We start from the raw sequence: 12816 nt of genomic DNA on the forward strand, positions 1-12816 counted from the left end.
TATCAAGATGGGCAAGGAAACCGGCTTCCTCGAACTCGACCGCAAGGACCGCACGTACGGTCCGGTCGAGGATCGCCTCAAGAACTACAACGAGTTCGTCGTCCCCCTCTCGCCCGAGGCGCTGAAGGCACAGGCGTCGCGCTGCATGAACTGCGGCGTGCCGCACTGCCACACCGGCTGCCCGGTCAACAACATCATCCCGGACTGGAACCACCTGGTCTACGAGGACGACTTCAAGAACGCGCTGGAAGTCCTCCACTCGACCAACAACTTCCCCGAGTTCACCGGCCGCATCTGCCCCGCCCCGTGCGAGGCGGCCTGCACGCTCAACATCATCGACGAGCCCGTGACCATCAAGTCGGTGGAATGCGCGATCGTCGACAAGGGATGGCAGGAAGGCTGGATCACGCCGCAGGTGCCCGAAAAGCGCACCGGCAAGTCGGTCGCCGTTGTCGGCTCCGGCCCGGCGGGCATGGCCTGCGCCCAGCAGCTCGCCCGCGCCGGTCACTCGGTCACCCTGTTCGAGAAGAACGACCGCGTCGGCGGGCTGATGCGTTACGGCATCCCCGACTTCAAGATGGAGAAGCACCTCATCAACCGCCGCCTCGTGCAGATGATGGCGGAAGGTGTGGAGATCAAGACGTCGGTGGAAGTGGGCGTCACCGTCTCGGTCGCCTCGCTCAAGGAGAACTTCGACGCGGTGGTCTTCGCCGGCGGCGCCGAAGACCCGCGCCCGCTCGCGATCCCCGGCTTCGAGCTTCCCGGCGTGCGCTACGCGATGGAGTTCCTGACCCAGCAGAACAAGCGCAACGCCGGCGACGACGAACTGCGCGCCGCCCCGCGCGGCACCCTGTCGGCCACCGGCAAGCACGTCATCGTCATCGGCGGCGGCGATACCGGTTCGGACTGCGTCGGCACCTCCAACCGCCAGGGCGCCGCTTCGGTGACCCAGCTGGAGATCATGCCCAAGCCGCCGACGATGGAAGACAAGGCGCTGTCGTGGCCGTTCTGGCCGCTCAAGCTGCGCACCTCTTCCAGCCACGAGGAAGGTGCGACCCGCGACTGGGCCGTGCTGACCAAGCGCGTCATCGGCGACAACGACGTCAAGGGCCTCGAATGCGTCCGCGTCGAGTGGAAGGGCGGCAAGATGCAGGAGATCGAAGGCAGCGAGTTCACGCTCGAAGCCGACCTGATCTTCCTCGCCATGGGCTTCCTCGGCCCGCGCAAGGCCGGCATGCTCGACCAGTCGGGCGTCGAACTGGACGCGCGCGGCAACGTGAAGGCGAACGTCTTCGAATACCGCACCAGCGACGAGAAGATCTGGTCCTGCGGCGACATGCGCCGCGGTCAATCGCTGGTCGTTTGGGCGATTCGCGAAGGCCGCCAGTGCGCGCGTTCGGTGGACGAGGCGCTGATGGGCGTGAGCCAGCTGCCGCGCTGATTTGCGGCGTTGCCGGATTGAGAGGGGGCGTGCCGCAAGGCGCGCCCCTTTTTCGTTGCGCCTTGCCTCTGGGGCTTCGACAAGCTCAGCCTGAGCGGAATTTAAAGAACGGCTCTCCAACCCGCTCAGGCTGAGCTTGCCGAAGCCTTCGCCGCACGCATCACGCCCGCGCGATCACTTCTCCCGCCGCCTTGACCCCGAACCCATCGCCCGGCTCTCTCCGCACCCAAAGGGAGACCCGTCATGCTGCTCGAAATCGCGGAAATCGAAGTACGTCCCGGAGCCGAAGACCAGTTCGCCAGTGCTATGCGTGATGCCGGGATAGCCCACCTCGCCACCTGCGAGGGCGTCGTCTCCGCCCGCTTCGGGCGCGGGGTGGAGAACCCGTCGAAGTTCACCTTCAACGTTGTGTGGACTTCGATGGAAGCGCACCAGAACGCCCGCACGCTTGAAGCATTCGGCAAATTCCGAGCCTGCTTCGGCGATCTCTCGATCGGCGGCGCAATGAGCCACTACGTGATGGACGAGGCGGTAGAGGGCCGTTCGGCCTGACTCGTCGCCCCGGAATCACCAGTCGATCGTGCCGCGCCCATGCTCCGCGAGAAACGCATTGGCCCGGCTGAAATGCCCGCAGCCGAAGAATCCCTGATAAGCCGACAGCGGGCTCGGATGCGGCGCCGTCAGCACCAGATGATGGCTCTCCATGAGCCCCGGCACGCTCAGCGCCTTCTTCTTCGCATGGCTGCCCCACAGCATGAACACGCAGGGCTCCGCCTTCGCCGCAACGGCCGCAACGGCCGCGTCGGTGATCGCTTCCCAGCCGCGCTTCTGGTGCGAACCGGCCTGCCCGGCCTCCACCGTCAGCGCGTTGTTGAGCAGCAGCACGCCCTGCCGCGCCCAGTGCTCCAGATTGCCGTGCCCCGGCGCGGCGACATCGCAGTCGGTCGCCAGTTCCTTGTAGATGTTGACCAGCGAGGGCGGCACTTTCACCCCCTCCTGCACCGAGAACGACAGGCCATGCGCCTGTCCCGGCCCGTGGTAGGGGTCCTGCCCCAGAATCACCACGCGCACCTGATCGAGCGGCGTCAGTTCCAGAGCCCGCAGCCGGGTGCCGCGCGGGGGATAGATCACCTTGCCCGCCGCTTCCTCGGCCTTGAGCCAGCCGCCCAGCCTGCGCGCCTCGGGGGTGGCAAGCACCGGCCCCAGCGCGGAAGCCCAGCTCTCCGGAACGGCCTGGACGTCCTGTGTTGCCGACATGCCCTCAACCTTTCCGAAAAACCCGCGCGGCAGTGCGCGCGCCATTGCGAAACCGCCAGCCAGTCCCTAAGCATTTTCGGATCATGGCTGTCCATCTCCACGAAGAAGATCTCCCCGAAGGCGTGCTCGCGCCGGGTCCCGTCGCTATCGACACCGAGACCATGGGCCTCATCACCGCCCGTGACCGGCTCTGCGTCGTGCAGATTTCGGACGGCAAGGGCGACGAGCACCTCGTCCGCTTCAAGCCCGGCAGCGATTACGCCGCGCCGAACCTGAAGGCCGTGCTGGCCGATCCGGCGCGCCTGAAGCTGTACCACTTTGCCCGCTTCGACCTTGCCGCGATCGAGCACTACCTCGGCGTAACCGCCGCGCCGGTGTTCTGCACCAAGATCGCCAGCAAGATGGTGCGCACCTATACCGACCGCCACGGCCTGAAGGACCTGGTGCGCGAACTGCTTGGCAAGGAAGTGTCCAAGCAGCAGCAGTCGAGCGACTGGGGCGCCCCTGAACTGACCGAGGCTCAGAAGGACTACGCCGCGTCGGACGTGCGCTACCTGCATGCGATGCACGAAATCCTCGTGGTGCGTCTGGCGCGGGAGAACCGCACCGAACTCGCCCAGGCCTGTTTCGATTTCCTTCCGGCGCGCGCCCGGCTGGACCTTGCAGGCTGGCCGGACCACGACATCTTCAGCCACGAAGCAGCCTGACCCGTCCACGGGAGTTACCTGAAACGCCATGTCCGTCGAAGCTATCAAGATCCAGAACCGCCGCCGGCACTTCGCCGCGCCCGGTGGCTCGCATGATCGGCTCGTCGGGCTGCTGGCAAAGGTGCTCCCGGCGGGTATCGGCCTTGTCGCCGCCGTGATGATTCTCGTTCCGCTGTCCCCGCGCGGCGAGATCAGCTTCCTGCTCGACCGCAACAAGGTTGCGATCACCAGCGAACGCCTGCGCGCGGACGATGCCGCCTATCGCGGCAAGGACAACAAGAACCGCGACTTCACGGTCAATGCCGGAACCGCCGTGCAGAAGAGCGCGACCACGCCGATCGTCGAGATGCTGGGCCTCAAGGCCCTGATGAACCTCAACGACGGCCCGGCCGAAATCGTCGCCCCGCGCGGCGCCTACAACTACGACAGCGAGCAGATCGCCGTCGATGGTCCGGTCAACTTCGCCGCTCCCGACGGGTACAAGATGACCACGCGCAATGTGGCCATCGATGTGAAGCAACAGACCGCCGTGGGTACAGGGGGTGTCGATGGCACCGTGCCGACGGGCACCTTTCGTGCGGACTCAATGAAAGCCGACCTCGAGAACCGCACCGTGACCCTCGAAGGCAACGCCCGCCTGCGCATGACGCCGGGCAAACTCAGGATACCCCAATGATCGCCGCCCCCCGCATGCTCTACCGTACCGCACTGGTCCTGCCGGTGCTGGGCCTCGCCGCCCTTGCCGGGTCGCAGCAACTGGGCGCGCAGGTCTTCAACGGTCACAACTCCAACGCCCCGGTGGACTATGCCGCCGACCGCATCGAACTGCAGGACAAGCAGGATCGCGTAATCCTGTCCGGCAACGTCGACGTGAAGCAGGCCGAACTGCGCCTGCGCGCGTCGCGCACGGTGGTGAACTTTACCAATCAAGGCTCGATGCAGATCCAGCGCATCACCGCGAGCGGTGGCGTTGTCGTCTCTCGCCCCGACGAAACCGCGACGGGTGATGTCGGCGTCTACGACTTCAACCAGCGCATCATCACCATGACCGGCAATGCCACGATCAAGCGCAGCAACGGCGACGTGCTGCGTGGCGGCCGACTGGTGGTGGACCTCAATAGCGGCGTCTCCTCTGCCTCGGCCGGACCGAATGGTCGGGTATCCGGCACATTCTCGGTGCCGAAGCAGAAGGGGAACTGAGCCTGCAAAGGCTTACTCTCAATTAAGAATATTTAACCTAAATGGCGTTTTCCTACACAATTTGAGATGCGTATCTGGATAAGGGTTCCGTTCCAAGCCGAGGAGCCCCAATGCCCACCAGCCCTATCCAGATGCCTTCGGGCTATGCGACCGCCTTCGCTATCGGTTTCACCGATGGAGAAAGCAGCAGTCTGTCCTTAGTGGAAAACGGCCGCCCCCTGCCGGTCACGACGCTGTCGGCTTCCACCCCCGAACCTCTGACTGGCACTACGGCGACCAGCACATCGACTGGGCCATTCCTTCCAGCGCCGGGAAGACCGGTATTCATTACCCTGACAGGAATCTGGCAAGGTTCCGCCACCCTGCTCCGTTCTATCGATGGCGGAGTGACGCAGCAGCCCCTGACGCTGGGGGGCGATGCCTGGGGCACTTTCTCGCAAAATGTTTGTGAGCCGGTGTGGGAGGAATTCGAAAGCGGTGCTGCTCTCTACCTCGCGATTACCCTGACTTCGGGGTCGTTAACCTATCGGGTCGCGCAATAGCCGACGCAAACTTTTCCGTAGGAGAGACGATCCATGCCTATCGATATCATTGCGCGCGGTGCGAACACAGCCCATCGCCGAAACCTTGCTTCCAAAGCGCCGCGCAAAGGCGCTTCACTGATCGGAATGGATAGCGGCGGAACCGTCCGAGACCGTATAAACTGGGTCACACCTGAATCATTCGGGGCCATCGGCGACGGCAGTGTGGCCAATGCCGCGATTGATACGTCTGCGCTTCAGCAAGCAGTGAACTCTGGCAAGCCGGTTCTGCTTCGGCCTGGCGCAATCTACCAGATCAATGCCGAGATCAGGCCCCCCGACGGTACGGACCTTGTCATAAGCGGGCATCGCAACACGGGAGACAAGCAAAGCGTCTTGAACGCTGCCCCCGGATTCAAGGGCTGGATGCTGAGACCGAAGGCGTCCTATGATATCCGCGACGTAAAACTCAATGGCAACAATCTCGATGGCTGCTATCTGATTGGCAGCCCCGATGCCGCATCGGCGGGAATCGCCCGGATCGAGCGCGTCTACGTCGCCAATGCGGATATTGGCATATTCTTCGATACGGCCTGGAATCATCCTTGGGGACTCTATTACAATCAGATCGTTGGCGTCGGCTTTAGAACTGGCGGGATCAACCTTGGTGGCACAAGCGGTGCCGGCTCGTCGGGCGAGAGTGCCTGGACGATGGACAATATCAACATCAACGGAAGCCCTTCCGGGAATGGCATCGTTGCCAGCGATGTCGTCATTACTCCGGGAACCCCAGATTCCACGCACGATACCATTGCGTGGAATAACGATGCACCTCCACGCTACGGTTGGTGCGTCATGCGTTCCGCCGACGGCAGAACCGGCTGGCATGTCCCGCCAAACTGGGTGAGCGGCGGCCTTTCAGCCAACACATTCTCCGCCAGCAAAACGGCCGGGGAGAATTGGCAGTATGCCGTCGTCCGAATGACCCGCGGTGTATCCATCCGTCGCGGCAAGGCAATCTGGGCAGGAGTCGTCCAGTCAGAATATTTCGGTATCGGCCTGTATTTCCAAGATATCGTCTCGGCAGATGTGCGTCAGTACTATGCCGAAACACGAGATCGATTCCCGCCGTTGCCACAGTTCTGTGGAATATTCGCTGCCAATTCAAACGTATCCATCGGTGGCGGGTGGGTCGAACAACTTGGTTACGGCCTGATCGCGGCTTCGAACGGGCGCATCAACCTGACAGGCCCGTTCCGCACCAACAATTGTAGGTGGGGCAAAGCCGCGATCGGCGGAGCGACAACTCAAGCGATGCGACTATTCGGAGATTTGATGGCAACGGGTACGACACCCAACACCATCGTTCCTTTGACAGGCAGTGCCTACGATTACACTTCGGCGGGTGTCGAGCACGATACCGATAACGCCGCAATGACATCTTACGTAGATGGCGCGGGCGGGTCTGGATATTCCGTAAGGCGTCGTGGAGTTACCAAAGGACGTTTCTACGCCAACACGTCCGGATACTCCCAGCTTGAAGCCGAATATATCAAGATCGCCCAGCCCGGTAAGTCGGCACTGGTTCCTATCGTGAACAAGAATTACACGACCGCCATAACTCCGGGAGCCTCAACCCCATTCATGACACTGTCGGGATTGCCGACAAATTCCGCAGCCGCAGCCAGCCTGTTCATTCAGATTGTCGGACGAGACGCATCCTCTGTGGTTCGGCAATCGCAAGCATGTCGACTTGACATCTCGTTGATCGAGACGGCTGGAACAGGGGTCGTCGCGTCCATTGTATCCTCAAGCCCGGTGGCAGCGATACAACTAGGGACCATGGGAAGTCCGGTGTTTGCCACCAGCGCAACGAACGGCACCGTCATGCTCACATGCACGGTGAATTCCAGCATGCCATCGCTATCGTTGTATGCCGTACCCATCGTCGGCACCGCCGAAGCGCAGACCATAAATATGGTTCAGTCGTAAACGTCCGGATCTGAACTTTAAAACGCCCGATCGTGCACCAGCACCCGCATGGTCAGGAAGATGATCTGAAGATCACGCATGATCGTCCACCCCTCCAGGTACTCGAGGTCGGCCTGGAGGCGGTTGACGAGATCGGATTCGTGATCCGTGGCGCCGCGAAAACCGCGTACTTGCGCAAGACCCGACAATCCCGGCTTGAGCGAGTGACGCTGCCAGTACCTCAGATCGACTTCCCAGAAGAGCTTGTCGCCCGCCAGAGAACCCGTCGCATGCGGACGCGGGCCGACCAGGCTCATGTCGCCGAGCAGCACGTTGAACAACTGCGGCAGTTCATCGATGCTGGTGCGGCGGATGAAGCGACCGATGCGGGTGATCCGCTGATCGTCCTTGGAGGCCGAAACGTTGCCGTTCGTGTCGCACAGGGCCTGCGTCATCGAACGAAACTTGTACATGTTGAAGAAGCGGTTGCCCCGACCCATGCGGCGCTGTGTGAAGAACACAGGCCCGCCGTCCTGCACCTTCACCGCCAGCGCAACCACGACCAGAAGCGGGGACAAGGCGAGAATTGCACCTCCCGCGAAGGCGACGTCGAACAGGCGCTTGACGGCACGATCACGTAGCCCGAGCGGCCCCGCAGACACCATCAGCAACCCGTGCTTGCCAACCACACGCGCACCTTGCGCGCCGAGGCGCGCGACCTCGTCGTCGAGGACTTCGCCATCGACGTTGGCGCCCTTGAGCATCATCGCCCATTCGGCGCGGCGTCCTGCAGGGCAACTCACGATTACGCGGTCGATATTGCGCAGGACGAGCCCGATGCGGTCCAACGCATTAGGGTCGTTGAGGTTGGGCCGCAGGCCCATTCCTGCCGCCGAGATGCGAATCGCACCGCGCACCTGCACTTGCGGTCCACCATCGTCGATTATGAGTTCATTGATGATGTTGTCGCCGCAACGCCACCGCACGAAGCTGCGCAGTTGCAGCCGCATCCATGCGATCACCGCCATTGCCGCCAGCGCGCCGCCATTAAAGCCGGAACGCGAGACATCGGCATCGGGCCGAATCAGGAACTGCACGAAGACCACGACAACCATCGCGATCACGACCGCAAGCAGCGCCCTGAACACACCTTTCCAACCATCTTGCAGCGAGGCGGTGGAATAAGCACCGTTGTAAAGCGCCAGAGTCAGGAAGATAGGGAGGATGAGTTGGGCATGGACCAAGCTCTCGCCAAGTCCTTGCGCGCCTGCCAGAATATAACCTGTCGATGCAAAACCGATGAAAATCGAAACGATATCGCCGACGACGAGGGAGAGGTAGCACTGCAGGCGCCGACGCTCGAGCGAAGGTGCAACGAGAAGATCGTCGAGATCGGCCCGCTCCTTGGCAAGTGAACCTGCGGCAAATGGGGCGTTCATGCTGGCAGCACCCGGGCTTGCGAACTCACGCTGAATGCCTCCCTCATCAGAACCTCAGCGCGCGCCGCATGGACATCATGCTGCGACGCAATAGGTATATGCCCGTATGTACTGGCGAGGCAACCCGAAAAGCGGATTCAGTCAGGACGTGGTAATTGTCGGTCGTTTCGAATTAGGACGCGCTGACCTTGCAATTGTCAAAAGACCGTCAGCCAATAAAAGCTCGGCATTCTGACTGTTAGCTAGCAGCATCTGGTGCAGCGCTACCAATCGAGCGACGAGCCGCTCAAGCCGATACCCGCGCCAGAGTTGCAACTGGGCAGTCAGCGCCGGCTGGTCCTTCCAGAATATCCGCCTCGCGCCGGCCTCGGCCTTGAGGAACCCTCCAACGTCGCGGCTGTCGCCCAGCCGTGCATTCAGACCGGCGAGCTGTGCCGTTCGGCGCTCGAAGGCGAGCAGAAGGCCGACCGGGTTCATGCCCTGATCGCGCATCCGCTTGAGTTCGGGACCGATGGCATCGCGCCTGCCGCCCAGCACGGCATCCACGAGCGGCGAAAAATCGTCATCTTCGGTCGATGCGCCGATCGCGTCGAGGTCTCCGGAGGCGACCGGGCGGGGCGTCTCGGGCGAAGCATCAAGGTAGAGCGCCAGCTTGGTGACTTCCGAGCGCGCCAGTCGCGTATCGAGCCCAGCACCTCGCGCAATGCGCTCGGCGATCTCGCTGCCCAGCTTGAGCCCTGCAGCATTCGCCATCGTCCGCACCGAAGCGGTTACCGAAGCAAGGTCCGGCGGATAGAACATCGCCACGAGGCCATCCGGCCGGGCCGCGAGCAACTTGGCGGTGCGCGACTTGTCGGTGGCACCGGTGGCAACGATCAGGACCGGGCAACCCTCCACGTCGTTCTCCAGCAGGGTCTGGACGGCATCGTGCGCCTCATCGCCCTGCGCGCGCACCCAGATATGGCGCGCACCGCCGAACAGCGAAGTGGAACGGGCCTCGTCGCCAAGACGGACCGGATCGCGGCGCAGTTCTGCACCCGACATTTCGACACGCTCGCCAATGTCGGGGAGAAACGAGAGAATCTTCGCCGCCGCATCCGAGGCTCCCGATTCGTCGGGACCGCAGAAGAAGAAGACACGGGCATCGCGGGCAGCACGCTGGGCGAGGCCCGCGAATTCCTTCTGAGTGGCCTTCACGGCCTGTTACTGGGCGGTTTCACCGCGCAGACGCAGCGCGATGTTGGTGACGATGCGCGTCGCGATGTCCTTGGACATGTTCTCCAGCGCAGTCTGTTCGGCCGCAATGGTCGCGTAGTCGGAGGAGACGACGTCGATCCCCGCGTCGGAGCCTGCGGTCTGGTCAAGGACCACTTCACCGCTACCCACGTCCACCAACTGGTAGCGCGCGCGCAGGGTGCGGCGTTCGCGGCCCACGGTATCGTCCGACAGTAGCGCGAAGCTCTCCAGCTTGTCGTCGAGGCGCACGTCGAGCCGGTACTTCGGCGCGACGCCCTTGGCGCCCGATACGCCAAGCTCGTCGACCAGCGCATTGCGCACCAGCCAGCCGGCCTTGCCCTGAATCGAGGACACTTCGACAGCAGCAAGCCCCTGCGCGACGGCGGCATTGCCGCCGCCCGCATACATCGGCTGCAGCCCGCACCCGGCGAGCAGCACGGCTCCAGTGAGGGCAATTAAAGCCTTCACGCGACGAGATTTACCAGTCGGTCGGGCACCACGATCACCTTGCGAATTTCCGCACCATCGAGTGCACGCTGCACCTTCTCGCTGGCGAGGGCAAGCGCCTCGAGGTCTTCCTTCGACGTGCCCTTGGCGACGGTGAGGGTATCGCGCAGCTTGCCCTTGACCTGCACCGCCACGGTTACCTCGTCATCCACCAGCAGCGCCGGATCGACTTCGGGCCATGCGGCGTCGGCGATCAGGCCCTCGCCTATCGAAGACCACGCCTCTTCGGCAAGGTGCGGCATCATCGGCGACACCAGCAGCAGCAGCGTGCGGATCGCGGCGGAACGGCTGGCGGAGGGCTGGGCCTTCTCCACCGCGCCGGTCAGTTCGTAAATGCGCGCCACGGTCTTGTTGAAGCCGAGCGATTCGATGTCACGCGCCGCCGCGTCCACGGTCTGGTGAACCTTGCGGTCGATGGCCTTGTCCTCGCCGGTCGCCGCCGCGTCGTACTGCGCGAACAGGCGCCACAGGCGCTGGACGAAGCGGCCACAGCCTTCGATCCCAGCTTCGGACCAGGGCAGGTCGCGCTCGGGCGGGCTGTCGGACAGCATGAACCAGCGGATCGCATCGGCGCCGTAGGTCGCGACGATCTCGTCGGGATCGACGACGTTCTTCTTCGACTTCGACATCTTGATGACGCGGCCGACCTCGATCGGGGCGCCATCGGCCTTGAGCGTCGCGCCTTCGGAGGTGCGGTCCACTTCACTGGGGGCAAAGTAGATCGGCTGGCCGTTGGCTTCGTTCACGCGGCTATACGTCTCGTGCGTGACCATGCCCTGCGTGAACAGGCTGCCGAACGGTTCCTTGACCTCGATCTTGCCGATGCGGGCCAGCGCGCGGGTCCAGAAGCGAGCGTAGAGCAAGTGCAGGATCGCATGCTCGATGCCGCCGATGTACTGTTCCACCGGCAGCCACTCGGCAATTTTTGCCGGGTCGAACGGGCGGTCGTCAGGCTGGCTGGCGAAGCGCAGGAAGTACCACGAGGAATCGACGAAAGTGTCGAGCGTGTCGGTCTCGCGGCGGGCCGGGTGGCCGCACTGCGGGCAGTCGACGTGCTTCCAGGTCGGGTGGCGCACCAGCGGGTTGCCCGGCGTCTGGAAATCGACGTCCTCGGGCAGCACGACGGGCAGGTGCTTCTTGGGCACCGGCACCACGCCGCAAACCTCGCAATGGATGAACGGGATCGGCGTGCCCCAGTAGCGCTGGCGCGAAACGCCCCAGTCGCGCAGGCGCCAAACCGTCTTGCCCTCACCCCAGCCTTCGGCTTCGGCGCGGGCGATGACGGCGGCCTTGGCCTCCGCAACGCTCAGGCCATCGAGGAAGTCGGAGTTCACCAGAACGCCGTCGCCGGCCTCGGACTCGCCGTCGAAAGGCTTGTCGGCCTCCTCCGCGCTCGCCGCGACGACGCGCGCGATCGGAAGCCGGTACTTGGTCGCGAACTCGAAGTCGCGCTGGTCGTGGCCGGGGACGGCCATGACCGCACCGGTGCCGTAGTCCATCAGCACGAAATTGGCGATGTAGACCGGCAGCGGCGCGCCCGTGAACGGGTGCCTCGCGGTGATGCCAGTGTCGAAGCCCAGCTTCTCGGCCGTTTCAAGCTCTGCGGCGGTGGTGCCGCCCTGCTTGCACAGCGCGATGAAGTCCTGAACCTCGGGTCGCCCTTCGGCCGCGCCTTGCGCGATCGGGTGATCGGCGGCAACGGCAACGAAGCTTGCGCCGAAGATCGTGTCCGGGCGGGTCGAGTAGACCTCCACCTTTCCACCGGTCGAAAGGTCGAAGCTGAACTGCAGGCCCTGCGACTTGCCGATCCAGTTCTCCTGCATCGTGCGGACCTTTTCGGGCCATTTGTCGAGCGTGGAGAGGCCGTCCAGCAGTTCGTCGGCGAAGTCGGTGATCTTGAGGAACCACTGGGAGAGCTTGCGCTTCTCGACCAGCGCGCCCGAGCGCCAGCCGCGCCCGTCGATCACCTGTTCGTTCGCCAGCACGGTCTGGTCGACCGGGTCCCAGTTGACCGCCGATTCCTTGCGATAGACGAGATCGTGGGCGTAAAGGTCGAGGAACAGCGCCTGTTCGTGGCCGTAATATTCCGGCTCGCAGGTCGCGATCTCGCGACTCCAGTCGAGCGCGAAGCCGAGGCGCTTGAGCTGCGCCTTCATGTTCGCGATGTTCTCGCGCGTCCAGCCGCCGGGGTGGACGCCCTTTTCCATCGCCGCGTTCTCGGCGGGCATGCCGAAGGCGTCCCAGCCCATCGGGTGCAGGACCTCGAAGCCCTTCATCCGCTTGTAGCGCGCCAGCACGTCGCCCATCGTGTAGTTGCGGACGTGGCCGATATGGATGCGGCCCGAAGGATACGGGAACATCTCCAGCACGTAGCTGCGCGGCTTCGCGGAAGTGTCGTCGGCGCGGAAGCTCTGCGCTTCGTCCCACGCAGCCTGCCAGCGCGTGTCCGCCTGTGCGGGATCGAACCGCTCGGTCATCTTTGTCTAAACTCCTGCGGGACCGGCCCGCCAAATGAACGGGGCGGCCGCAAGGGCCGC

12 protein-coding genes are annotated in these 12816 nt (G+C 63.6%); 7 read left to right on the plus strand and 5 right to left on the minus strand.

All coding sequences use genetic code 11. From position 1 onward, the window contains the following. Positions 1 to 7 precede the first annotated feature (7 nt). Positions 8 to 1441 carry a glutamate synthase subunit beta gene (locus BES08_RS13150; RefSeq protein WP_069708567.1) on the plus strand — a complete coding sequence of 478 codons (1434 nt, stop codon included), beginning with the start codon at positions 8 to 10 and terminating at the stop codon, positions 1439 to 1441. A gap of 243 nt (positions 1442 to 1684) precedes the next feature. Continuing rightward, entirely contained in the window at positions 1685 to 1993 is a 309-nt protein-coding gene (locus tag BES08_RS13155; protein WP_069708568.1) for an antibiotic biosynthesis monooxygenase family protein, read from the plus strand. 15 nt (positions 1994 to 2008) lie between these two features. Here the strand turns inward: BES08_RS13155 and ung are convergent, their stop codons facing one another. Continuing rightward, positions 2009 to 2698, minus strand: a complete 690-nt coding sequence (gene ung, locus BES08_RS13160; RefSeq protein ID WP_069709255.1) for a uracil-DNA glycosylase — start codon at positions 2696 to 2698, stop codon at positions 2009 to 2011. Between the two features lie 83 nt (positions 2699 to 2781). On the opposite strand from ung, the gene BES08_RS13165 reads away from it, so the two are divergent. From BES08_RS13165 to BES08_RS32885, 5 genes are all read left to right on the plus strand, one after another. After that, on the plus strand, positions 2782 to 3405 hold the full coding sequence (locus BES08_RS13165) for a ribonuclease D (RefSeq protein WP_008832481.1): 624 nt from the start codon (positions 2782 to 2784) through the stop codon (positions 3403 to 3405). Positions 3406 to 3433: 28 nt separating this feature from the next. After that, entirely contained in the window at positions 3434 to 4081 is a 648-nt protein-coding gene (lptC, locus tag BES08_RS13170; RefSeq protein WP_069708569.1) for an LPS export ABC transporter periplasmic protein LptC, read from the plus strand. Then, positions 4078 to 4605 (plus strand): LptA/OstA family protein, encoded by a 528-nt coding sequence (locus BES08_RS13175; protein ID WP_008832483.1) that lies wholly within the window; start codon positions 4078 to 4080, stop codon positions 4603 to 4605. Before lptC ends, BES08_RS13175 begins: the two co-directional genes overlap by 4 nt. A gap of 110 nt (positions 4606 to 4715) precedes the next feature. After that, positions 4716 to 5147 (plus strand): hypothetical protein, encoded by a 432-nt coding sequence (locus tag BES08_RS32880; protein ID WP_156799863.1) that lies wholly within the window; start codon positions 4716 to 4718, stop codon positions 5145 to 5147. 33 nt (positions 5148 to 5180) lie between these two features. Further along, on the plus strand, positions 5181 to 7118 hold the full coding sequence (locus BES08_RS32885) for a hypothetical protein (protein ID WP_156799864.1): 1938 nt from the start codon (positions 5181 to 5183) through the stop codon (positions 7116 to 7118). A 17-nt stretch (positions 7119 to 7135) separates the two neighbouring features. On the opposite strand, the gene BES08_RS34020 is transcribed toward BES08_RS32885, so the two are convergent. The 4 genes from BES08_RS34020 to leuS form a co-directional block, all read right to left on the minus strand. Further along, positions 7136 to 8536 (minus strand): sugar transferase, encoded by a 1401-nt coding sequence (locus BES08_RS34020; protein WP_008831533.1) that lies wholly within the window; start codon positions 8534 to 8536, stop codon positions 7136 to 7138. Positions 8537 to 8677: 141 nt separating this feature from the next. Beyond that, positions 8678 to 9733, minus strand: coding sequence for a DNA polymerase III subunit delta (holA, locus tag BES08_RS13190; RefSeq protein WP_069708571.1), 1056 nt, complete (start codon positions 9731 to 9733; stop codon positions 8678 to 8680). Between the two features lie 6 nt (positions 9734 to 9739). After that, entirely contained in the window at positions 9740 to 10240 is a 501-nt protein-coding gene (lptE, locus tag BES08_RS13195) for an LPS assembly lipoprotein LptE (protein ID WP_036525729.1), read from the minus strand. Then, positions 10237 to 12756, minus strand: coding sequence for a leucine--tRNA ligase (gene leuS, locus BES08_RS13200; protein ID WP_008831530.1), 2520 nt, complete (start codon positions 12754 to 12756; stop codon positions 10237 to 10239). The genes lptE and leuS overlap by 4 nt, the downstream gene beginning before the upstream one ends. Positions 12757 to 12816 lie beyond the last annotated feature (60 nt).

Source organism: Novosphingobium resinovorum (genome assembly GCF_001742225.1).
GTDB classification, from domain to species: Bacteria; Pseudomonadota; Alphaproteobacteria; order Sphingomonadales; family Sphingomonadaceae; genus Novosphingobium; species Novosphingobium resinovorum_A.